At 53.5% G+C, this 23082-nt stretch carries 18 protein-coding genes; 6 read left to right on the forward strand and 12 right to left on the reverse strand.

Annotation, left to right across the window (positions count from 1 at the left end):
- The first annotated feature begins 42 nt into the window (after positions 1-42).
- From pth to Pr1d_RS07460, 6 genes are all read left to right on the forward strand, one after another.
- Positions 43-621 carry an aminoacyl-tRNA hydrolase gene (gene pth, locus Pr1d_RS07435; RefSeq protein WP_148072947.1) on the forward strand — a complete coding sequence of 193 codons (579 nt, stop codon included), beginning with the start codon at positions 43-45 and terminating at the stop codon, positions 619-621.
- A 63-nt stretch (positions 622-684) separates the two neighbouring features.
- Positions 685-1119, forward strand: coding sequence for a 30S ribosomal protein S6 (gene rpsF, locus Pr1d_RS07440; RefSeq protein WP_148072948.1), 435 nt, complete (start codon positions 685-687; stop codon positions 1117-1119).
- A 69-nt stretch (positions 1120-1188) separates the two neighbouring features.
- A complete protein-coding gene (gene ssb / locus Pr1d_RS07445) occupies positions 1189-1632 on the forward strand; it encodes a single-stranded DNA-binding protein (protein WP_148072949.1) in 444 nt (147 codons plus the stop codon).
- A 71-nt stretch (positions 1633-1703) separates the two neighbouring features.
- Positions 1704-2240, forward strand: coding sequence for a 50S ribosomal protein L9 (gene rplI / locus Pr1d_RS07450; RefSeq protein ID WP_148072950.1), 537 nt, complete (start codon positions 1704-1706; stop codon positions 2238-2240).
- Between the two features lie 109 nt (positions 2241-2349).
- Complete coding sequence (dnaB, locus tag Pr1d_RS07455) at positions 2350-3753, forward strand: replicative DNA helicase (protein ID WP_238476655.1); 1404 nt, start codon at positions 2350-2352, stop codon at positions 3751-3753.
- 183 nt (positions 3754-3936) lie between these two features.
- Complete coding sequence (locus tag Pr1d_RS07460) at positions 3937-7020, forward strand: POTRA domain-containing protein (RefSeq protein WP_210417912.1); 3084 nt, start codon at positions 3937-3939, stop codon at positions 7018-7020.
- 114 nt (positions 7021-7134) lie between these two features.
- On the opposite strand, the gene Pr1d_RS07465 is transcribed toward Pr1d_RS07460, so the two are convergent.
- The 12 genes from Pr1d_RS07465 to bamD form a co-directional block, all read right to left on the reverse strand.
- The gene (locus Pr1d_RS07465) at positions 7135-7446 is read right to left on the reverse strand and encodes a hypothetical protein (RefSeq protein ID WP_148072952.1); all 312 of its coding nucleotides are present in this window, start codon (positions 7444-7446) and stop codon (positions 7135-7137) included.
- A gap of 211 nt (positions 7447-7657) precedes the next feature.
- Positions 7658-8020 carry a hypothetical protein gene (locus Pr1d_RS07470; protein ID WP_210417913.1) on the reverse strand — a complete coding sequence of 121 codons (363 nt, stop codon included), beginning with the start codon at positions 8018-8020 and terminating at the stop codon, positions 7658-7660.
- 175 nt (positions 8021-8195) lie between these two features.
- Entirely contained in the window at positions 8196-9254 is a 1059-nt protein-coding gene (fliM, locus tag Pr1d_RS07475) for a flagellar motor switch protein FliM (RefSeq protein WP_148072954.1), read from the reverse strand.
- An 83-nt stretch (positions 9255-9337) separates the two neighbouring features.
- Positions 9338-10624, reverse strand: coding sequence for a glutamate-5-semialdehyde dehydrogenase (locus tag Pr1d_RS07480; protein ID WP_148072955.1), 1287 nt, complete (start codon positions 10622-10624; stop codon positions 9338-9340).
- A gap of 145 nt (positions 10625-10769) precedes the next feature.
- Positions 10770-11690, reverse strand: a complete 921-nt coding sequence (gene folP / locus Pr1d_RS07485) for a dihydropteroate synthase (RefSeq protein WP_315853118.1) — start codon at positions 11688-11690, stop codon at positions 10770-10772.
- 760 nt (positions 11691-12450) lie between these two features.
- Positions 12451-13920 carry a DUF1254 domain-containing protein gene (locus Pr1d_RS07490; RefSeq protein WP_210417914.1) on the reverse strand — a complete coding sequence of 490 codons (1470 nt, stop codon included), beginning with the start codon at positions 13918-13920 and terminating at the stop codon, positions 12451-12453.
- Positions 13921-14138: 218 nt separating this feature from the next.
- Positions 14139-16607 carry a DUF1254 domain-containing protein gene (locus Pr1d_RS07495; protein ID WP_148072956.1) on the reverse strand — a complete coding sequence of 823 codons (2469 nt, stop codon included), beginning with the start codon at positions 16605-16607 and terminating at the stop codon, positions 14139-14141.
- Between the two features lie 77 nt (positions 16608-16684).
- Positions 16685-18223, reverse strand: coding sequence for a DUF1254 domain-containing protein (locus tag Pr1d_RS07500; RefSeq protein WP_148072957.1), 1539 nt, complete (start codon positions 18221-18223; stop codon positions 16685-16687).
- Between the two features lie 87 nt (positions 18224-18310).
- The gene (locus tag Pr1d_RS07505) at positions 18311-19831 is read right to left on the reverse strand and encodes a DUF1254 domain-containing protein (protein ID WP_148072958.1); all 1521 of its coding nucleotides are present in this window, start codon (positions 19829-19831) and stop codon (positions 18311-18313) included.
- A gap of 20 nt (positions 19832-19851) precedes the next feature.
- Positions 19852-20559: a TetR/AcrR family transcriptional regulator gene (locus Pr1d_RS07510; RefSeq protein ID WP_168205111.1), complete on the reverse strand. Its 708-nt coding sequence runs from the start codon at positions 20557-20559 to the stop codon at positions 19852-19854.
- Positions 20560-21008: 449 nt separating this feature from the next.
- Entirely contained in the window at positions 21009-21533 is a 525-nt protein-coding gene (gene lptE / locus Pr1d_RS07515) for an LPS assembly lipoprotein LptE (protein ID WP_168205112.1), read from the reverse strand.
- A 25-nt stretch (positions 21534-21558) separates the two neighbouring features.
- Positions 21559-22944, reverse strand: a complete 1386-nt coding sequence (gene bamD / locus Pr1d_RS07520; RefSeq protein WP_148072961.1) for an outer membrane protein assembly factor BamD — start codon at positions 22942-22944, stop codon at positions 21559-21561.
- Positions 22945-23082 lie beyond the last annotated feature (138 nt).

Here is a 23082-nt window from a genome sequence, read left to right on the forward strand (position 1 = left end):
CGAATCAACAGGCAAGTGCTATTCAGGAGGCGACTGGGAACGATGAAACTAGTCGCAGGCCTGGGAAATCCAGGTAAGAAATACGAAGCAACAAGACACAACATAGGTTTTGAAGTTGTCCAGTCGCTTGCTCGCGAATTTGCTAGTTCGACAGGACGCTTGAAGTTTGAAGGGCATCTCCAAGAATGCCTTGTAGGTACTGAGAAATTACTGCTGCTGATGCCGCAAACATTCATGAATTTGAGTGGGCGGAGTATTCAGCAAACCATGGATTTCTACAAAATCAGCACGGATGACCTGCTAGTCGTTTGTGACGATTTTCACCTTCCTTTAGGGACTCTGCGGCTTCGGCCTGCAGGCTCTGATGGAGGGCAAAAGGGATTGGCTGATACGATTCGACAATTGAAGACCGATCAAATTGCTCGGTTGAGATTAGGAATCGGGCCGGTTCCTGAGGAGTGGAATCCAGCCGATTTTGTGCTTGGGAAGTTTACTTCCCAAGAATGCAAGGAAGTGCGAAATCAAGTCACTCGAGCCCATCAGGCCGTGCAGACTTGGGCAGAGCAGGGAATAACTCTGGCAATGAGCCAGTTTAACGGTGGTCCGCCTGAAGCAGGCTGACATCAAAAATTAGAATATCCTCACGGGTGCCAAACGAGTCACATCAATTAGCGGAGTCGAGTTTTGGAAGAGAATACTGGCGTTTACGAAGGTTTGTTTATCCTGGATGCGAATGCATTCGCGAAAGACCATGATGGTTTGGAACGCGAAGTGAATGGGCTGATCGAATCGGCCGGAGGCCAAATCGAGGTGAGCCGACTGTGGGAGGAGCGACGCTTGGCATATCCCGTGAAAGGTCATCGTAAAGGTGCCTACTGGATCACCTACTTTCGTCTGCCAACTTCAAAGCTTACGGGTCTGACACACGACTGCGAAATTCAGGATAATATCCTGCGACAACTGTTTATCCGCTTGCCGGGAGCACTCGTTGAGCCAATTCTAGAGCATGCTCGAAGTGGCGGAGTCGTCCGAGCGGTACCAGTAAGCGAGAGTTCGGATGACTCAAGAGATGAAGATACTGAGGATTCTGAAGAAGTTGTCGAAGAAGTAGGCGTATAGCATCTTTCGTAGTTGGCTCCCACATCGCCTGCATCCATCGAATTTGTATCTGACGGAAGGAAAGTTGCCATGGCCAGTTTCAATCGAGTGGTTCTGCTCGGCAATTTAACACGTGATATCGAATTGCGTTACGTTGGCAGCGGCATGGCTGTGACGGACATCGGTTTGGCTGTCAATGATCGGGTGAAGCGCAACGATCAATGGACCGAAGAAGTGACCTTTGTCGACATCACCCTCTGGGGACGCACGGCAGAAGTTGCCAACGAGTATCTCAGCAAGGGTTCCAGCGTTCTGATAGAAGGTCGCTTGAAGATGGACTCTTGGGAGAAAGATGGCCAAAAGCGCACGAAATTAAAAGTCATAGGCGAGCGGATGCAAATGGTTGGAGGCCGTGGCGGTGGAGGGGGTGGCGGCGGAAGCCGTTCTTCGGGAGAAGACAATTCTCAAGATTACTCCTCCGGAGATTCTTATGAGTCCGCTTCATCACCACCTCAAGATGAAATTCCATTCTAGCTTCGCGCCGTAGCCCAGAATCATACTTTGAAAACTTACAAACTCAGCAAACTATCCAGCAACAGATAAACATGAAAACTCAGCTCAAAAAAATCAAAAGACGCGCCCACGCCAGTCGCCGACTCCCCAAGGGAGATCACGGTGGAATTGAATTGTTGCTGATCCACAGCGTGGAGGACCTCGGGCATCAAGGTGATGTCGTCGAAGTACGCCCTGGTTTTGCATACAACTACTTGATTCCTCAAGGAATGGCCACGCTTGCCACCGACCACCACAAACGAATGGTCGAAAAACATCGCGTCAAGCTGCAAGCCCTGGAGAAAGTTCATCAATCAAATCTCCGCAAGAAGGCTGCCGAGATCTCTAAACAGAGCATCACGATCGAAGCCAATGCCACCGAGGACGGCCACTTGTATGGCAGTGTGGGTGCTGCCGATATCGCCGCGGCCCTCAAAAAGGTGGATATTCAACTCAAAATTGATCAGATTCGCATGGAAGGGGTACTCAAGGAATTGGGGCTTTACACGGTCAAGTTCCGCCTCTCCAATGAAGTGGAGGGTGAGTTGAAGGTTTGGGTCGTCCCCACCGTTGGTGCCGACGACCAATAGCCTGATTTGCCATGCCGACGCGCTGCTGCGTGTCATGCGTCCTGCTAGTCTTTCTATTACGTGGGTCCCCTGCGGGTCCACTGCCTCGTAGAGATGGAGCGAACTCACCGTGGCAACAGTTGAACGGAGTCCTTCTGCAGTCGTACGCAATCAGTCAAACTCTCCTTTAGGTCGGCAAATGCCGCAGAATCTCGAAGCCGAGAAATCGGTTTTGGGAAGTATCTTGCTGCTTCCGGCCGTGTTCGACGAAGTTGCCTTGCTCCTCAGGCCAAGCGACTTCTACGATGATGCCAACCGGTGTCTCTACGAGCACTTGCTGCAGATGCACGATTCCGGCCAGAGTATCGATCCGATGCTGCTGGTGGAGAGATTACGCTCTGCCGATCAGTATGAGTCGATTGGAGGGGCAGCCTATTTAGCAGAAATTGGGCAGATTGTCCCCACGGCTGCACACGCTGAGTACTATGCGAGGATCGTGGCTGACAAGGCAGTGTTGCGATCGCTGGTACATGCTGGGACGGATATCGTACACGATGCCTTCGATCCTACTCTAGAGACTCGTGTGGCGCTCAGCCGTGCTGAGGAAAAAGTCTTTGGCATACTCGAATCTCGTGGATCAAATGATCTGAGTAGCATCAATGAAGTATTGCACGAATCACTTGAGCGAATTGACGCGAGACTGGACCAGCAACATGCTTTTGGTGGCTTAGAAACCGGATTCGACGACTACGACCAACTCACCGGTGGACTACAGAACTCCGAGCTTATCATATTAGCCGCCCGACCTAGTATGGGAAAAACGGCTCTGGCGATGAACATCACCGAGCATGTTGCTTTCCAGCTTCGCTCACCGGTGCTCTTTGTGAGCCTGGAAATGTCCGCCCTGGAACTTGGTGATCGGCTGCTATGCTCGGTTGCTGAGGTGAACGGCCACCGCCTTCGCAACGGAACGATCACTTCCGAAGAACGCCGCAAGCTTGTTCGCAGTGCGAGCGAACTAAGCGAAGCACCTCTCTATATTGACGATTCTCCTAGCCGAACCATGACAGAAATAGCTGCGAATGCCCGACGTTTGAAAAGGCGCGAGAATCTCTCAATGATTGTGATCGACTACCTGCAGTTGATCGAACCTGATAATTCTCGCGACCCTCGTCAGGAACAGGTAGCAAAGATAGCACGACGCCTCAAGGGATTGGCCCGTGAATTGAGCGTACCCGTGCTTTGCCTAGCGCAACTTAATCGACAAGTAGAAGCTTCTCGCGATAACAAGCCACAGCTAAGCCACTTACGCGAGTCAGGTGCTATCGAGCAGGATGCTGACCTCGTCATGTTCATTCATCGTGAGGAGTATTATCAAACCAATCCTGAGGATCGTGAGCGGGTTCGTGGCGAAGCGGACCTCCTGATTCGCAAGCAGCGAAACGGCCCTACGGGAGACATTAAGCTTGCCTGGCTTCACGATTTTACCCGTTTTCGCAACTTCTCCCAGAAAGCTTACGAAGAATTCGACTGAGCAATTCTCGGAGAAACATGCGTTTCTAAGAGTTCTTGGTGAGAACTCGGCTTGCCGGTATTTCAGGCATCCGCTATTTCTTTGCGGCCCGAACGGTGGTCCAACTGCGCACTTTGCGTGTGACCGGCCTCATCACTACGATTTTCTCCGCAAGCCCATCTCGAATTGCCCATGCATCTCAACATGCAATACCTTCGAAAACCAAGGCAATTTGCGAAGTGTTTCTTGCTATTCGCAATCAGTTTTTGGTGGGCGAGCAATGGTGCTTTGACCCAAGAAATGAATCCCTCCGCTACGGCAGTTGCAGTAAATCCTGCTGAACAGGTCAAAGAAATCCGCGTCGTAGGCAATACAACAATCACTTCGGAGCAGGTAGCCAGCCACCTCACCACACGTGTTGGCAGGCCGTTTGACCGGTCTGTAGTGCAACGCGACGTCCGCCGACTAGCGAATCTCGGTTGGTTCATCGATGTCAAGCCACTCTACGAAACGACGCCTCAAGGCCGCATCGTGATTTTCCAAGTCGTTGAGCGACCCACAATTCGGTACATCACCTATCTTGGTAATGAAGAAGTTCCCGATAAGAAGCTCGCCAAGGAAACGGGTCTCCAATCGGGCGGAGCAATTGATCCCTATGCCGTGGAAGAGGCCCGGCGCAAACTCGAAGAATATTACCAGGGAAGAGGTTTCAACAACGCGCAAGTCACAATCCTGGAAGGGACTAAACCAACCGACAAGGGAATTTCTTTTCTCATCAACGAAGGCACCACAAAAAAAGTATGGAATGTGGAATTCGTAGGGAATGAATTCGTCTCCTCTGGGCGTCTCAAGTCCATCGTAAAAACAAAGCCGCCAACTTTGATGGTTCTGAAAGGCTATGTTAACCGCGAACAGATAGATTCTGACGTGGACCTGCTGACTTCGTACTATCGCTCCTTCGGATTCTTTCAAGCGAAAATAAGCCGCAAGGTAGACTACTACGAGAGTAAGAAATGGGCACAAGTGACGTTTGTCATTTCCGAAGGTCCGCGCTACCAGGTCCGTAGCGTGAAGTTCCTGGGGAACACTAAATTCGAGCCGGTCGCACTCTCCGAAGCGGCTAAGCTTCAGGGCGGGGAACCCTTCGAGCAGGCTAAGATGGGAACAGATGCTCAATGGATCAAAGAACTTTATGGTAGTCACGGCTATGTTTTCGCTGATGTACGGCCAGAACCAGTGTTCCTGGAAGAACCAGGTGAAGTGGATTTGCTCTATCACATCGAAGAAGGCGAACAATTTCATGTAGGCCGAATTATCGTGAACATCGAGGGAGACAATCCTCACACACGCATCCAGACGGCAATGAATCGGATGTCGGTGCGACCAGGTGACGTTGTCGATATTCGAGAGATCAATGCCAGCGAACGGCGTCTGGTAGCTAGCGGTCTCTTTCACTCCGATCCTGCTACAGGTGTTCGTCCCAAAATCACCTATAGAATATCCGAAGAAACTGGGATGGGACTTGCCGAAAGCTACCCTGGCGACGGTCCTAGCGCCCGTGTGAGCAGTAATTCAAGAGGAGCGGGCTTGCGAGGGCAAAGTCCCGACATGCTTGGACCAGGCGTGTTACCACCACCTAGTTCTCAGATTCGAATGTTACCTTCGGCAAGTTCAGCCGACTCGAAGCCGTTGGATATCCACGTCGAATGTCACGATTGGGAGCACTACCAACTTTGGCTCGAAGCAGAAGGGTTGGTCCCTTCCCATACGGATGACGGTGACCGTGAGAACAACGCCAATGATCAGCCTATCATTCGTGGCCAAAGTCCTGAATCCTCTAGTTCACAATCAGCTTGGTGGGTGCGACCAACCATCGCTCAGCAAACCGCTGTCCAAGCTGGCAATCCCTATCAGTCCGTGCGAGGTCAAAGTCCAACAAACCAGCCACAAAGTGCCTATGCTACCCTCCCCAACTCGGCCAACTCGCCGTATGGTGGCCAGATTCCCGGTGCGACGGGACCTGCTTCCAAGACTTCACCAAATAGCGGCAACGTCTATCCCGCCCAATATTCAGAAGCGATTGCACCTCCTTCGCAGTCCGCTGGTGTGATTCCGGGTTTCCAAGGAAATCCTGTGCCGGGGTATCAAGTTTTTCCAAATGGCGATCTAGGTTTTCCGGGACAACCCTATCCAGCACCCAAGACGGTTGATGTCATCTTCAATGGCATGGAGACTCAAACAGGTCGACTTCAAGTCGGTGCCGGTATCAACTCCAATGCAGGCATCGTGGGAAATATCGTCATCGACGAACGAAATTTCGACTGGAAACGCTTACCGCGGAGTTGGGAAGACTTTCGCAATGGGACTGCTTTCCGGGGTGCCGGCCAGAGATTCCGCATCGATGCCTCTCCGGGTAGCAGTGTGAATCGCTATTTGATGAGTTTCCAGGAGCCCTATTTGTTCGACTCACCTATAAGCCTAGGCTTGAGCGGATCCTACTTCGACCGTCGCTATGATGATTGGGATGAAGGGCGCTTGGGAGGCAGAATATCATTGGGATACCAGTGGTTGGAACGCGACCTCTCGACTCTGGTCACCTATCGAGGCGAAAACGTCAACATCAGCAATATTGCGACTGCACCTGGCGCGTTCCCAGATCTCGATGAAGTTGTAGGAAACAACAATCTACAAGGATTCAAACTGGGGGTGATCAACGACACGCGAGACAGCAGTTTCTTGCCTACCCAAGGACATTATCTCGAACTCGGTGCGGAACAAGTTCTGGGTTCATTCGTCTATCCTCGGATCGAAGCTGACTTTCGGACTTATTGGCTCATGAGAGAACGGCCTGATCATTCTGGCCGACACGTGGTCAGTTACTCGACGGCCGTTGGTTGGATGGGCGAAGACGCACCTATTTACGATCGTTTCTACGCTGGTGGCTACGCAACCCTTCGTGGATATCGATTCCGGGGTGCTTCCCCCGTGACCAACGTAGGTGGCGACAACATCGAGTCTGGTGGTGATTTCCAGTGGCTCAATTCGCTGCAATACCTCTTTCCCATCACCGCCGATGACATGCTCCATGGAGTCGTCTTCTGCGATTTTGGTACGGTCGAACAAGACGTCAGTCTCGATAACTTCCGAGTCGCCCCTGGTCTCGGCTTGCGAGTGACCGTTCCTGCGATGGGGCCAGCACCGATCGCACTCGACTTCGCATTCCCCGTCAGCAGTGCTCCCTTCGATCGCGAACAGGTGTTCAGCTTTAGCCTAGGATTCGGTCGCTAAACACTGGTTTTTTGCTCTCGCATGATGTCTCAGCCGGACCGCCACGCGGTCCGGGATGCTGAGAACTCCCGGTGGCAGGTGTGCCTCCGGCTATGAATGCAACCCCAATTCCTATCAGGGAACTTCATCCTCGACGCACGGTGCCGAGTTGACTTCCACAGGCGGCGTACTGTATCGCCAGCGAAAGTAATCAAGATGATAGGGGTAAGGTCGCTGATACCAACTCCCACCGTAGACTTGCGGCGGAAATCCAAAGCCATACCCGATCCCAAATGGATATCCACCAGGAAATCCCCAATTGCTACCTGCTTGGGGAAAGCCACGGTCACGCTGATAAACTGGTGCAACTTCTTCGCCGACGGCCATGGGTACTAATTGCAAAGTGAGCAGCGCGCTCAGAAACACATTTCGAAGTAGATGAATCACAACTAACGCCTCTGTGATACCAAAAGAGAGTCTCCAGTCTCCATACTAGGCAGAAGCATTTTTGGTCGTCAAGTATTCTGGCCAACTTCCTTTCAAGCCACCGGCGGAAGCCGGTGGTTTGAATAGGCAGATCGCGAAAGTCCCTATATCTGTTGCAACCCTAACGACTTTGTATTGACAAGAGCCATTCGCATAAGGCAAATAGCTCAAACTAATGCTCAAGAAAAGTGCCGCACTTAGGGCACTTGGCATACCACATCGGCACCCTTTCGCCACACTTGCATTTAATGTTGTGACGAATCACCGATGAGCCAAGCAAGCTAACGCTACTGTCGTTGGAATGAGGATCGTGGTCATCGAGAACGGACGAATCTCCGCCAGGGTTGTGCTCCTGACGCACCGCGCGGAAAGCCGCCGACGACAATACATCTGAAGAAGTAGCATCGGGAACAAGCACCTTGACCTGGCCAGGGCAAAAAGGACACAGTCCCTTCTTGCCGGCATACTTGTCTTTAACCTTAAATTCATGTCCGTTGGGACATGTCACTGAGATTCCCATGAGTAGGTCTCCCATTTCGCCGCTTGCGGCTTAGCGGCATTGCCGTGCATTGACCACTATTCAAACTATGATCAAGCGTGAATACGCTAACGAGTCATTCGAATTCGAACCAGAAAAGCTAGTCTGTCTACTTCTATTCTCACTTGCCACCCCCCCCAATGTCAATTACTTCGTCTCTCAAGTCAGCAAATCAAGCACTTTCTGCCTGTGATTTCGCTGTGGACAGGGCTTCGTGCGGTGCAAAATGCAGGTGGTGTTCCTCATGCAGGTCGGTAATTTCGATTGCCTTGCGACCCTTATATTGGCCGGGTTTAGCATGAAACTTCGACTTTCCCTCGACTGAAACGACCAACGGTTTGGAAACGTCCTGCTCGGTAGCAATAACATCCCCAACCTTGAGGTTGATCAGATCGGCAGTGGAGATGTTCGTCTCAGCCAAGTTGACAACCACTTCGACAGCAGCATCTGACAATCGGTCGCTGAGCATCTGAATTGATTCCGCCGTCGGTGGTTTCTTGCGATAGCTGACCCAATTGTTCGACGAAAGTTTGTGGCTCACACGTTCAATTGAGTTATAGGGAATGCAAAGATTGATCATTCCCCGAGTTTCACCAACCGTTAACTCAAAGCTGATCAGCACGACGACTTCATTGGCGGGAATGATCTGAACCAACTGAGGGTTACTTTCCACACGGTCGACCTCAAGATCAAACTTAAGGACATTCTCCCAAGTCTGCTGCATCTCACGCAAGAAAAGACCCGTGATGCGTGAAACGAGCCTTAATTCGATTTCTGTCAAAGGCCGCCGCACTGGTGCGGTCGACATCGTATTCCCACCCAGCAGTCGATCGATAATCGGAAACAAAATCGAGGGATTCAAGTCGAGAATCAATTGCCCTTCCAGTGGAGGGGCATTGATGATGTTGAAGCAAGTTGGGTTTTCTAGACTAAAAACGAACTCGCTGTAGGTCAACTGATCGACACTTGTCAGTTTAACTTCAACGATATTGCGCAGCATTGCCGAAAGAGCGGCACCGAAGTTCCTGCCGAAGCCTTCGTGCATTGTCTGCAAGGCGCGCATTTGCTCCTTGCCGACTCGCTCGGGCCGCTTGAAGTCGTAGACAGTGACCTTCTCACGAGGCCGAGAAGCCATCGAACCGCCAGCCTGCGGGTCTTGGAGATCCGGTTCGCTCTCCAGAGAAGTGAGCAAGTTCTCCACTTCTGCCTGGCTCAGTACATCGCCTGCCATTTCGCACTCCTTTGCATTATCATAAAGTGAGTAAGTGTAGCATTTCTTACCTACTCACCTACTCCACCTACTCACTCCCCAACCTACTTCCTCGTCTGCCCACTCCCGTGAACCACATACTTGTAACTGGTCAATTCCTCGATACCGCACGGGCCACGGGCATGGAATTTATCGGTACTAATACCGATTTCCGCTCCAAGGCCAAACTCGCCACCATCGTTGAATCGGGTACTGGCATTAACCACCACGGCCGAGCTATCGACTTGGGCCGTAAACGTTTGGGCGGAGGTCAGATTGTCGGTAACGATCGCATCAGTGTGTCCCGATCCATAGCGATTGATGTGTTCAATCGCTTCAGCCAACGATCCGACGACGCATGCGGAGATCGTTGGACCTAGGAATTCCGTGGCATAGTCCTCTTCGGTCGCAGTTATGGCGGCGGGAACAAGCTCGCAAGTCCGTTCGTCCCCGCGAATTTCCACGCCTTTTTCTTCCAGTGCTTTTGCCGCTCGAGGTAGAAATTCACTGGCAATATCTGCATGCACTAGCAACGATTCGGCTGCGTTGCAAACTCCCATTCGCTGGCATTTGGAGTTCACCAAAATGTCGGTCGCCATATTCATATCGGCTGCGGTGTCCACGTAGACATGGCAATTGCCCGTGAAATGCTTGATTACAGGCATTTGTGCCTCAGCTGCCACGCGTCGAATGAGCCCTTCCCCGCCACGGGGAATTGCCACGTCTATAGACTCCGGCAGGCGCAAGAAATGCCCAACCGCCTCTCGATCCGTAGTATCGACCAACTGTACTGCGTCGGCAGGGACACCTGTCTCGGTCGCTGCAGAGCGGATGATCTCGACAATCGCCTGGCTCGAATGCATTGCTTCCTTGCCCCCTCGGAGAATGACAGCATTGCCAGCTTTAACGCAAATCGCCGCAGCATCCGCCGTCACATTGGGACGTGATTCATACACAAAAAACACGACTCCCAACGGAACGCAAATCTTGTTGATCACCAACCCGTTGGGCCTCACCGTCGAGTCGATTACCTCGCCAATTGGGTCACCCAACTGGGCAACCTGCTCCAGAGCCACGGCAATGGCATCAACCCGCTCGGTTGTGAGCCGCAGGCGATCGATCGCAGCATCGGTCAAGCCGTATCCAGGGGCTGCCTCCAGATCCTGCTCATTGGCCTGGAGTATCGTATCGCATTGCGCCCGTAGAGATTCAGCCGCTTGCCGCAACCAGGCGATCTTGGTTTCTCCTCGAAGCTGCGCGAGTTCAACCGATGCCGCCTTGGCCTGTTGGGCTACACGCCGGCAGTATTCGCTCAATTGAGTCGCTTCGGAAGATTTATCAAGAGTTTTCATTGGGGTGAAAAAGGCGTCTGACACCATTTTGTTAGAGAATACGTCAATTACTTCAGTATCCTCCAAGCCCCCGGAAGGGTCAACGCCGAAGATAGTCGTCTTTCGCTTCGCGAAAGTAGCGATTTGGCGGAGCGAAAGGCGACGATCACGTTAGCTGGAGCCACGAGCCGTCGATGCCCCCCGTCGCCTCGAATGCTAGCAATGCCTCGCGGACAGGCCGCACGTCATGTACTCGCAGCACTTGGACTCCCTGCCGGGCCAGGGCCAAGGAAGCACCGACGGTAGCCGCCGTGCGATCCAGAGATTTGTCCCCCAACACCTTGGCTAGAAATCCCTTGCGAGAATGCCCCACCAAGATCGGACAGCCAAGGTCATGGAATCGCCAGCAGTTGGCCATCAGAGTCAAGTTATGTTGATGCGATTTTCCGAAACCGATTCCTGGATCCAGGCAGACACGTTCTAGAGCAATTCCACACGCGGTCAAAGCATCACGCCGCATCGCCAGGTAATCGTGAATCTCTGAGACGACATCACCATACTGCGGATCATCCTGCATAGTCTGCGGTGTCCCCTGCATATGCATGGCACACACCCCAGCGTTTGCTTCCGCAGCGAGAAGTAACATGCGCGGATCACCTTCGAGCCCGGTCACATCGTTGATGATCTCCGCGCCGGCCGCCAGGGCAGCGCTTGCCACGGAAGATTTGCTCGTGTCAATCGAAATCGGTACATCGACAGCTGTGGCCAACCTTTCGATGACGGGCAATACGCGTCGAAGTTCTTCCTGCTCATCGACAGCTTCCGAGTAAGGCCGCGTACTCTCGCCACCAATGTCTAAAATGTCAGCGCCGTCTGACACGAGTTGCAAGCCATGTTCGATGGCCTTCTCGTGGGCAAGAAACTCCCCACCGTCAGAAAAGCTATCAGGCGTCACATTCACAATTCCCATCAAAAGGGGGCGCTGCCGGAATGACAAGGTTCGCCTGCGCAGCACCCATCGCTCGGTACGGCAAGGGTAGATGTCAGAAAGTCGTTGGTCGGGACGGCTCATGATAAGAGAAAGCATACACCGCAAATGCCCGGGCTCAAACCGATGGCCTGCACTTAGCGCCTATCCCAGAACCTCGCCGAAGAAACGGACACTCCTGTCCGTCGAGAGGTTCTGCAATAGGCTCTTAGCCGGAGGGCCACGGCCCTCCGGGTTCCCTCGGCCCTTACCCCTCACCTCCTCCATCTCACCATACCAGGAGAATTGCAAAGTCGAAAACTGCAAAAGGCTATATAGCCACAGAGCACACCAAGAACACAGAGAATAACTCAATTCTCATTTCTCCGAGCTCTGTGGCTATTGGATCGTTGGCCAACTGTGCGAGGTTGCACCGCTCGCGGCGGCGAAGAGTTCCGGCTAGCTGCGAGAGGTGTCCTCGCCGGAGCTAGACCGCTGCGTATTAGCCGACTGGCCAATCTGCTGGTGTTGGTCCAACTTCAGCTAGTTAGCGCGGAGGCCAATTGCGGTCGGTTTGTCGACCTCGGCGCGTAACGACGCGCGAGTCTGCGACCGAGAAACCGCAATCGTGAGTGAACAGTCTGAGTACGCCAATGGGATTCAACAGTTCGATCTCGCTGTTTGTAGAATGCGCAGGGCGATTCTATCTGTCGCGGTTAGCGGCAATTTGGAAAATTCACAGGTCGCTTAAATCGATGCGGATTCCGACCGCGATGGAGGGAACACTTCTGCCTCGCAAGAACCTCTCCTTCATGATCCTCGCGGACGCCTTTTACAAACGCATCCCAACCACCAAAACGGCGAGAAGCCCAAGTCAAGATTACTTCACCAACTCCACGTCTGCCAACTTGAAGGTCTTGTTGTAAAAAGCCTCTTCGGGTCCGTAGAAACGGAACATCGCATAGGGTGCCTTGCCGGATGTCGGAATCCAGTTCGTCTCGAGTCCCTCGGGGCCGAAGTAGAGCGTCACGCTGCCGTCGGCGTTTTTTGTCATCTTGTCGGTGTCGCGCGAAGAAAGGCCCGGCAGCATCTGCGGCGAATAGATGAATGCCCAGGTGTCGCGGTCATAGATGGTCAGTGACCAGAATTGTTTGACCGGCACATCCTTGGGCACCGTGAGCGAATATGTCTTACCGGCCTCGAACAGGTTTCCGTCCGCGTCACGCATCGTGGCGATGTACATTGTCGCCGGTTTCTCCGCGACTTTTGCCGGGAAATAGATGGCCGAGAACCAGGGACGGACCGCGCGCATGTCGTAGTCGACCAAATCTGCGGTCTCCCATTTGAAACTCTTGTTCGCGTCGCAGAAAAAGATATCTCGCCACTTGCGGTCCGCCCACCACGCTTCTCCTGGCAGTTCCTCTGCAAAGGTTTCCTGCATGTAATGATAAGCGTCTACAACCGCCTTTCGATAAATCGCCTTGGTTTTTTCATCGGGGGCGTAGGGCTTGTCCTTCTCGATGCCGATGGTCTTGAGCATCCCCATCATGACCATGTCGCGCCGTGTCGATGGCTCGACGCTGATCACATTATGAATATCCTCGAACCAGCGTTCGTCATACCGTGCCAGCGTCGGCCACTGCATGTTCAGTGGATCGATGAACTTTGTCGGCGCCGGGTTCGGAAGCTCGGACAGGTAGTACATTTTCATTTGTTTGCCCAACGCCTCAGCGTCCACCGGGCTCCCGGCGGGCGTTGGAATCGACCGGATGGCCATATCAGGGCGGAAACTGACGCTCTTCACTTCGATGTAACCCGCTGGCACCTTGTCCGTGTAGCCCGGAGGCGTGAGCAAGAGCTTGGCGCCCTTGCCTTTGTCGACGCCAATCGGCCCGATATCGACGAAGGTTTGGTACCAGTGATCGGCGATCTGCCCGAACATAATCGCCTTGTCATTGGCCGCGGGTATCTCAAGCACGACCGGCCCTTTCCGCAGGTCAGTCATCGCAAGCACATAGGGCGAAACATTGTTCGGGGTGAGGGCCTCGAACTTCGGCGTCGCCCCGGCGGACCACGCCAGGACGACGTTGTCGCCGCCACCGATTGCCAGTGTTCCGCGGCGCAGGCCCAGCTTGTTCACCATGGGCACGGACCACAGAACCGCCTCAAAGGCCCGCTGGTACAGCACCTGATCCTGGAAGGTTGCGAAGTTGGTGAATGAAGGCTTGGCACCCACCGGCGGTTTGCCTCCAATCGGATCGGTGGGCCGCTCTTGCGCACAACATGTCGTTGCGACAACAATCGCCATCATGAGTGTCAATGCGTCTATGCAGGCGTGTCTTGATTTCATGTTGTCTACTCTTGCTAATTGCAGAATCTTTGTCTGCTGGTTGTGAAACTTGAATACTTGGTTAGATGCGGATTGAGGAAGCCAGTAATCTTCTTTAGTGACACTTCAGTTTTGCGCGAGAGTAGACCTGAAGTCAGCGCCGTTCCAGTCGCCGACCGAAATCGCAATATACGGGGCTGAGCTGCAGAGGAATTTTGTCTCATGGTGACTTAGGGTCGTCAAAACAGGAAGGAAGATACCAGCACGATCACCAACAGAATTGGATAGACAATCCGCGACCACCAGTCGATCTTTTCAGCTCGTTGCCCATTTTCGCGTCGAATCAAGACCGTATTGAAGACGGTTTGGATCAAGCCTGCAAATACCGTCAGCGTCGAGAGCAAAATGAACCGGTCTATGCGTGTGACGTAAGAGACTCGCGGCAAGAGAACCGTGATTGCAAACAAGTAGGCGACAAGGGTCAGAAACGCTGAAGTTGAAATGCCGATATTCGTTCCGATTTGTTCGGGGTCAATCCACCGAGGCAACCAAGACATCATGACAATCAGGCACAAGGGAATGATAACCTTGAGGATGTAGTAGGTCGCCTGACGATGGACGCGGATGTTCATTTGATACCCTGCCACTCCGACCTGGCCTTCGGTAGGGTAATAGGGAGTCGGTAGGGCTTCCCAAGACTCGACATCAAAGTCCGGTAATGAGAACTTTTTCGCTATGCTGGATGATCTACCAATCTCATTGACAAGCGGAACTATTTTGACGTGTTCTTCCGAAAGGCCTGCCGCGACAAGCTGGATCGACAACGTCTGTTGATCGAACGGAAAATCGCGAAGCATCAGCGGTTGTGAAAACCGTCCCCAAACCTTTTGTCGAGAAATCACGGTGCCGTCCGGTCGAATTTCAACGGAATCAGGGAATGATCGCCATTGCATTTGCTGCCCAATGATCGTTAGTCGCGGAGACCAGACCTCGGCGATGTTACGGTTCATTGGGCCCGGTCCTTTGTGACGCAACAAGGGGTTCTTCCATCGCGCTTCGTAATACACGCTGGCGGCAAAACTTTGATCTGCCGAATTAACTTCGTCGACATCGATGACATAGATCGCCACCTGAACCTCTGTTGGTTCGCCCCACACTGTCGGGCGTTCCATCTCGGGTTTTAGCTCATCGATCAGCACCGACGGCTTGACTTCTTCGGCCGCCTCGGCGCCGGCAGGCTTTTGAACAGTCGCCGTCGGCGCCGAATCTGCTTCCCACACCAAGGGTGGCGTCCACGTGCCGTCGTAGGCTTCCGGTTTCGGCCAATACAAACGCATGACCATGTAAAATGGCCCGTTCGGCGCCGGCAGCCAGTTGGCCGCCTGTTCTTCTTCCGGCGACTGACATTGAATGGGAATTGTCAGACCGCCGTTCACATCGCGGTCAAGTGAATCAAGCATTGATGAACTGATTCGATATCGGCTGATCGGATTAAGGACGAGTGTGTTGTTCTGGCTGTCGTAGACCGTGATGGACCAGAACGCGTTGACCGGCGGCAGTTCTTCTGGCCCGATTTTCAATACATAGTTTGCAGAGCTTCCGTCGAGCGGTTTTCCCCCGGCATCCGAGAGATACAAAGGATAGAGTGCTTCCTCTTTGGAATTGGTGTAACGCCCGAGCTTCGCAGCCACTGCGCGCTTAATGAGATATTCGCTGCCAAGATATTCGCGTGTGCCGATCACCTCGGCGACCTTTAACTTGGAAGCCGCGGCCGTGATTGCAGCCTCGCCTTCGGCCATGCCCTTGGTGAGCGATTCCCGCATATCGGGGCTGATCGCGTCAACATCGTACGGCTCACCCGCAGCCACACCAATGCGTGCCAATCGCGCGATGAGTTTCTGTTCCGATTTAGAAGGCGGACAGAATTGCAAAATGAAATTGAGTGCTGAAAAGAATGCGAGATCCGGGCCAGCATCAGGCGACGGGAGTGGAAATTCGGTTTCGGTCGCGGGAGCCGGCATTGGCTCACCGGCAAATTCACTCAGAGTCTTTGCAGTGTACTGCTTCTGAATGTCCTTGACGTTCTGAAGATCATCGGGCCCGAGCAACTGCGTGCGATAGACGGCTAACGCAAATCCGGTCTCGCATCGGATCACTTTGCTAATGCCCGTTGGAGTCTCGCCTGTCCAGTTTGGCCCGGCGATCAGGTATTGTCCTGCGCCGTTGCCGGTCACCCTGGAACCGATGTAATCAAAATTGAACTTGAACAGATCCGTCAACTGGATCGAATAGTAGCGAGCCTTCTCATTGGCCGGGACACCCAGCACGACAGGCTCACTTCTCAAGTCCATCCACAAGAACGAATAGGGCGTGTCGGCGTTGGGGGTGACGACCTCTTTGTCAGCCGGAGTGAAAACGTTGGCCTCGTGTTTGAAGGCATTAAGTGGTGCCTTGAATTCATCGCTATCTCCGTCGATCGCAAAGGCATACATCGTCCGGTAGCTTTCGACGATTGGGTAACCATAGATGTATGCTTCACGAGCGATCGTTTGGGCTTCGACGGCAGTCAAATCCTGAGCCGAGCATTTGTTTACCCAACACGCGAGGACGACGATGGCCAAACAAGATAATTGAGCAACTCTCAAACGCCTCGCTTTACGTCGCCATCGATGAACACTACCAGTGCTAGTTCGAGAACAGGCGTTCATGAATACTCCACCTTTAGTACCTGTGACTTCCACCCAAAGCGTTCTTTCTGAACCAGCGATGGAAGCCCCAGTCGCCATTACTCCACCAACTCGATCTCGCCCGGTCGCCAAGTCTTATCGATCCAGGGTTGCAGAGGGCCGTACATCCGCAAGCCAATCCACCAACTCTTGCCGGGAATCGTCTGCAGCCAGTTGCCTTCCTGTCCCTTGGGCGGTTTCGGCGCAAAGTAAATATCCCACGACCCGTCGGCGTTTTGCTTCATGCCTTCGGTCTGGCTGCCGAGCGTGGGGAACTGCTGGTTGGTTTGCAGTTGCGAACGGGTTTGAGTGTCGTACATCGTTACCGCCCAGAAGTCTCTGACCGGAACATTTGGCGGTAGATGCAGCTTGTAGATCTTCGCGCCATCAAGCACCTTGCCTTCTGAATCGAGCATCGCGAGTCCATAGTCCGAGCCTTTTCCAGCGACTGTCACGGCCATCGCCGGGGAAACGCAGATGTAGCCGAAGTGAAACAAGGCGCGAGCATCGAGATTGTACGCACCGTTTTTTTCGAACCCTGTATCCTTGTTGGCGTAAGCCATCACCCACGCGCTTTCCTTACCGTAGATAAAGTTGCCCGGCTCTCGCGGGAAGTAGCTGATCGCACGCGCTGCGGCGTTGCCGATGGCGGCGGCATCGGTCAGGATCGCCTTCATGCGGGTGTCTGGATCGAAGGGTTTGCCCTTCTCGATGCCGATAGCGGCCATCATCCCCTTGGCTTCCGCGCCGAGGTAATCATCCGGCTCATCCTGGATCAAGTCGTGCAGCTTCTCGAAAAAGGTGTAATCATTGGGCAGAATTGTGTTCATCGACTTGCCTGACACTTTGATGAATTCCATCTTCGGAGGTGCATCTTTGCTGCCGAGCGGATAGACCTTCAGATTGTCACGAATGTTGGCTGAGGCGGCCGGGATTGCTTTCTCCAGTGGCAGGCTCTTGTCCAGATAGCCGCGCATGAATACCCACACACCGTTGGTTTTCGAGGGCACAACGAAATATCCGTCAGGCACATCGCCCTTGTGACCCGGAGGCAGAACCAGAAACTTGCCGCCCTTGCCCTTGTCTGGTCCGGCCACACCGAGATCGGTCATGTACCGGAAGGCCATGTCGTCCAAGATGCCCAGCATGCCTAGGGGCAAATCGATGACCGTCGGTCCATCCTTCGCCAGGTCAAGAAAACCGACGGCATACATGGTCGAGGTATTGCCTGTCAGCAGTAGGGACTTCGAATCCATCAGATTGTCCCAGATACAGATCTTGTTGCAGGTGTCGGCGGCAACCGATGCCTGACCTTCGCGGAGAGTGTGGATCGACAGCATCGGAATCGAGTTGATGAAGACGTTCACAGCCCGCGAGCGGTCGAGATAGTCATAGACCTTCACGACCGTTTTCGGCTGCGGCACACCGTCGAAGTATTCGAGCGTGCCGATCGACGTTTCGACCTTGTCCTGAGCCGTGATGGAATGCGGAATGTCTGTGGTCATTTTTAATTGTGGCGACTGAGCAAAGCCCGATGTTCCTACCAGCGCTACAGACATCGCGATAACAGCTCGCACGGCGATTAGCCTTTTTGTCATTACCGATGCTCCTACGTAAGTGGTTGTGCGTTTTCGTTACAGTTTCATACCTTTTGTAAGTAGCCGGGGCGGAAACGCCCGGCAACGTTAATCGAGCGACTCCGGATCACCAATTCTCCAGGTTTTGTCATACCATGGTTTGGTCGGGCCGTAGATACGCCACAGCATGTTCCAACCTTTGCCGGGAACAGTCTGGAGCCAGTTAGATTCCTTGCCGGACGGCGCGTTGGGGCCGAAGTAGATGTCGTAGGAACCATCCGCGTTCTTCACGAGCCCCTTCTTGTTGCTGTCGAGACCTGGGAACTGCTGATCGGTCTGCAGTTCGGAACGGGTCTGGTTGTCATAGAGCGTAAAAGACCAGAAGGATTCCATCGGCACATTGGGCGCCACGTGCACCTTGTAGGTTTTGTCACCAAGGAGCGCGTCACCCTTGGAATCCATATAGGCCACCGCGTAGACTGAGCCTTTACCATAAGGTGCCTGGGTCATCGCCGGGGTGATGCCGGTCGCGTAGAAGTGGAAGTAGGCGCGAGCGTCGAGATAGCGGGCATTGTTCTTGTCGAGAAACAGGTAACTGCCACCCGGAAACGGCGTCGTCCACACTCCTTCACCGGGATAGTAAAAGAAATCTTTGCCACGTGGGCGTGACGCGAGTGCACGCACCGTGACCGCAGCCACATCGGCAGCCTCGGCGAGGATCTTCTTCATCCGAGCATCAGGCGTGAAGGGCTGACCCTTTCGGATGCCGATGGCTGCTAGTTGACCGAGAATTTCCGGATCCTGCCCATCGCCCGGTTCGCGCTGGACGACGCTGTTGACCTCATCGAAAAACTTGGCGTCCATCGCATGAATGGTGTTGAACGGCTTGCCCGACACGTCGATGAACGTCATCTTCGGCGGATTGTCCTTCTGCGCCAGTGGGTAGACACGCAGCTTTCCCTTCGTCGCGTTGATGGCAGGAGCCGTGCTTCCATCGACTTGCGAACCGCGCCAGATCACCCAGTTGCCATAGGTCTGCGGTTTCTGTACGAAATAACCGTCGGGAACATCACCTTCGTAGCCGGGAGGGAGGAAGAGGAACTTTCCGCCCTGGTTTTTGTCCGGTCCGACTTGGCCGAAATCACAGACGTAGTGGAACCAGGCGTCATCGACGAGTCCGATCACATTGGGAGGTGTCTCGACGACCATCGGCCCTTCGGTTAGGTCGAGCCATAGCAGTTGGTAGATCGAGGTTGTGTTCGGCGTCAGGAACAGTGTCTTCGAGTCCATGAGCTCTTCGAACAACAGCGCCGTGTAATTGGCCGGTCCCCATTTGAGTATGGCTTCACGCATGCCGTTCATCGAGGCGATCTGAATGGTGTTCAGGTAGGCCTGTGTGGCTCGCTGGAAGTCAAGATTGTCATAGACCTTCTGGGCCGTGGCCGCATCAGGAACTCCATCGACCGAGGTGAGTGTGCCAAGGCGGGTTTCCAGCTTGTCCGGCGTTGCGATCCCAGGGGGAATCGGTGTTGTCATTTTCATTTTGGGTGCCTGTGCAATTCCGGTCGAAGTGATGGTTAACCCGATGAATAGTCCCAGTGCTGAGGCAATTGCCGATTGTCGTTTCATGTTCGCGCCTTTCGATGTGCTTAGGAGGTTTTTGATCGTGATGTCTTCGCGCGTTTAGCTCGACGTTCTGAAACATCGCCACTCACCGCCTGACCGCTGTAGAGCGTGGAGACCCAAACTTGCAGGATCGCTTTCCGAACTGAATCCCGGTTTCCTCGCGGGCGTCGTCCAAAGTGATGGATCAGCAAATAGGCATCCATGCGGTTGAGGGCAATGGCCACCGAGCGTGCGTCAAATGGTAGGATCAGCCCCGTTTTCTGATGTTGTTCGATTCGCTGCGTGACCGCGTCGTCGAAGTCTTTTAAGAAATTAGTCCACGCCTTTTCCAACCGCTCGTCCATGGGGGCAGCGTCAGAAACAGCCCTCAAGATCGGGCCCTGTTGATAGCAGACACGCACTAGGCCTTCCATCGATTCTTCGAGAAGCGGGAGCGGATCACCCTCGCCCTGCAACCAAGGTGTGGCGACACCAAAAATGTCCTTTTCTATGGCGTGGAGAAGCGTTTCCATCAATCCGTGCAAGTCCTCGAAGTACTGATAGAACGCCGGGCGGCTGGTGCCGGCAAGCGACATCAACTCGCCGACGGTCAAATCGCGGAAGGGATGCGTCCAAAGAAATTTCAACGCAGCATCGAGGATCGCCTGCCGAGTTCGTTCGGACTTCCGCAGCGTACGACGATTCCTGGGATCGTTGCGACGACGAATCTGAGACTGTTTGGTATCTGACATAATGTCATATGTTAATGCCCTCATGTCAGCAATGCAACCTGCGCTCGAATCGTTCGTGCGGCCGGGATTCAGCGGCAAGTCGCTGAAGGAGAGGCCACCGCATAGCGTTGGATCAAGAAAACTCTACGCTTGGCATTTCTTGATTGCGTAAAACCGCGCGGAGGTGGCACACCGCCTGCAATTCGCTACTTATTAAACGCCCCGCGGTTGCATCATCCGAGGCGACTAGGCAATACTTCTAGCGCGCGGCGGTGCTCACGACCTCTGGAGTTAAATGCATCGAGCTGAATTGCAAGGCTTTTTCGACCGCAACCAGAAAAGGTTGTTCGGCCAACGAGTGTCGACTTATACCCACTCCCCGCACTGGGAGGGTTGGAAAAGGTGGTAGCCGGGAAAAGTTAGGAGACGTACCGATATAGGGAAAGGTCCTTGGCATGATTGCCGCCGCCTCACCAACCTTCTTCCATCGTCGAAACGATTTGCTGAGCCAAACGTTCGATCGCGAGCTGTTGCGTCGTTACGGTAGATTGGCCTGCTGCGGTGATTTGCGTGGCCGTTTGATTGATCGGCAGCAACTCGGGAGGCAAAGGGATCGTGTTGGGCAGGCAAAGTGGCTCCCGGCGGCGGTTGATCCAGGTGATTTCGGCAAGCATACCCATTTCTAGCGCCCGGGGATCGTCATTGCGGTTTTCCACGATCACGCGTTTGGTGTCGCTGAGCAGGCGGGCAGAAAGAATACTGTCGGCATCAGGAGATCCTACAACTTTAAAGGGTGTTTTCAACTCGATCTCTTTTACAACTGCTTCGGTAAGCCGCTCGCCCAGATCACGGCGAAAACTGTCGGACTCGATCATGGGGACATACACCGTTTGAACGTCCGGTGCGTAAAGCGACTCAGCCCCCATGCGATAGGAGGCGCAGCCGCCAGCCGTTATAATTCCGATCGTGAACAGTAAGTAGCATCTGAGCTTCATATAAGATGGATGTCGAGTTCGTCCTCTATTCCTGAGCGGAGGCCTGAGTGACATTGCCCGTGCCAGGTGGCGATTGTGTTGCGATGTTGATCTCGCTCTCCGGAGCGAGCAGCGGCACCCGTTGCAAGGTTTTTCGCTCGCGGTTTTCGGGGAACATGTTCAGAAACCAAGCGACCTTGGTTTCAGGATGGTCAGGTTCACCTGCGATTTCTTGGTAGCGTTCTCGCGCTTTCATGCCGAGGGCTGATTCCGGGTAGTCCTTGGCAACTTTGGCATAATAGAACTTGGCACTGCCGTAGTGCTCTGTTTCGTCGTAATACTTGGCAACTGCGTAATCCCGTTCTGCCAGGGCTTCATTCAACTGGGCCTGGATGGTCGCCAGTCGCTCTCTCTCTTCACGAGAAAGTTCTCCACCAAATTGTTGTTTGAGTTGTTTTGCCAGTTTCTTGGCATCCTCCAAAGGGCCTCCGTCATAATTGGGGCCCTGATAGATCCGCAATTTGCATTGCAGACCGAGAATATGTGCCTCGAATTGGTGTTCGCTCTGGGGATATTCCTCGCGCAAGAGTTTGTATTGATAGTCTGCGTCGTTGTAGCGGCCGCGTAGGAAATACGAGTTGGCAGTTGTCATAACGGCCGAGTCGGCCAATGGGCCCGTTGGATCTTTCAGGCGAATGTTTTCATACGTTTTCATCGCATGGCCCAAGGTATCGAAGAGGGGCCTCGTGTCGTCGATCAGGTTAGGAGTGGTGACCCAGTTAGGATCGTAGTTGTGATATTGCTCCCAGTAACGTGCGATTTCGAACTGTCGGCGGACCACCTTGTCCAGATGGAGCGAGTTGGGGTACTTATCGAGTAATTCTTCGTATAAACCAATCGCACTTGAGTACTTCTCGTCGAAGAAGTAGCTCTCTGCTTGATAGAAGAGAGCATCCTGTTCGATCTGTGTATCTGTGCCACGGGAGATGGCTTCCTTGAATGCCTTGGCCGCCTTGGCGTATTCCTGACGGCGGAAGAAATCTTCCCCGATGGCATAGGATTGCTGGGCCAATGTTTCATCGGTCCCCATCCCAAATTGGCTCTTTAGCTCGTCGACTTGTTCAACGACATGCATCTCGTTGAGCAAGCCAACTGCTTCTTTGCGTTTCACCACTTTGGCGACGCTCGTCTGTATCGGGCGCCCTTGATCGTCGAAATAACCATCTACTCCTTTGACCCGAAACCCTTCACCCGGCACAAACTCAGCTGTTTTCTTGTGTTTCTTCCACCATTCGGGAGTGCCTACCTGAGCAGCATCCCCAGAAGAAGTGAACCAATCCGTAGGCCCCCAGGCGGGGCAAGTTTGTATTCCCACCAAGTGAAACAGGACCAGAAACGAGCACGTGATTAGTAGAGTAAAGTTGCGCTGCATGGGCTCAATCGGAATCTAAGGACAGACTGGTTGCTTCGACTGCCTACGGTGCGCGCAGCCGGGGCCAAGAATTGCGGGGAACCGTACGAGGCGGAGGGCCAGGGCGTCAAGGGCAGATGTCTTGTGTAGTCTGCCTGC

This window comes from Bythopirellula goksoeyrii, from assembly GCF_008065115.1.
GTDB classification, from domain to species: Bacteria; Planctomycetota; Planctomycetia; order Pirellulales; family Lacipirellulaceae; genus Bythopirellula; species Bythopirellula goksoeyrii.

What these genes read in the sequence shown, in the direction of transcription:
- pth (WP_148072947.1), top strand. Translation starts at nt 43, where the DNA reads ATGAAACTAGTCGCAGGCCTGGGAAATCCAGGTAAGAAATACGAAGCA.
- ssb (WP_148072949.1), top strand. Translation starts at nt 1,189, where the DNA reads ATGGCCAGTTTCAATCGAGTGGTTCTGCTCGGCAATTTAACACGTGAT.
- rplI (WP_148072950.1), top strand. Translation starts at nt 1,704, where the DNA reads ATGAAAACTCAGCTCAAAAAAATCAAAAGACGCGCCCACGCCAGTCGC.
- Pr1d_RS07460 (WP_210417912.1), top strand. Translation starts at nt 3,937, where the DNA reads ATGCAATACCTTCGAAAACCAAGGCAATTTGCGAAGTGTTTCTTGCTA.
- Pr1d_RS07470 (WP_210417913.1), bottom strand. Translation starts at nt 8,020, where the DNA reads ATGGGAGACCTACTCATGGGAATCTCAGTGACATGTCCCAACGGACAT.
- fliM (WP_148072954.1), bottom strand. Translation starts at nt 9,254, where the DNA reads ATGGCAGGCGATGTACTGAGCCAGGCAGAAGTGGAGAACTTGCTCACT.
- Pr1d_RS07480 (WP_148072955.1), bottom strand. Translation starts at nt 10,624, where the DNA reads ATGAAAACTCTTGATAAATCTTCCGAAGCGACTCAATTGAGCGAATAC.
- folP (WP_315853118.1), bottom strand. Translation starts at nt 11,690, where the DNA reads ATGCTTTCTCTTATCATGAGCCGTCCCGACCAACGACTTTCTGACATC.
- Pr1d_RS07490 (WP_210417914.1), bottom strand. Translation starts at nt 13,920, where the DNA reads ATGAAATCAAGACACGCCTGCATAGACGCATTGACACTCATGATGGCG.
- Pr1d_RS07495 (WP_148072956.1), bottom strand. Translation starts at nt 16,607, where the DNA reads ATGAACGCCTGTTCTCGAACTAGCACTGGTAGTGTTCATCGATGGCGA.
- Pr1d_RS07500 (WP_148072957.1), bottom strand. Translation starts at nt 18,223, where the DNA reads ATGACAAAAAGGCTAATCGCCGTGCGAGCTGTTATCGCGATGTCTGTA.
- Pr1d_RS07505 (WP_148072958.1), bottom strand. Translation starts at nt 19,831, where the DNA reads ATGAAACGACAATCGGCAATTGCCTCAGCACTGGGACTATTCATCGGG.
- Pr1d_RS07510 (WP_168205111.1), bottom strand. Translation starts at nt 20,559, where the DNA reads ATGTCAGATACCAAACAGTCTCAGATTCGTCGTCGCAACGATCCCAGG.
- lptE (WP_168205112.1), bottom strand. Translation starts at nt 21,533, where the DNA reads ATGAAGCTCAGATGCTACTTACTGTTCACGATCGGAATTATAACGGCT.
- bamD (WP_148072961.1), bottom strand. Translation starts at nt 22,944, where the DNA reads ATGCAGCGCAACTTTACTCTACTAATCACGTGCTCGTTTCTGGTCCTG.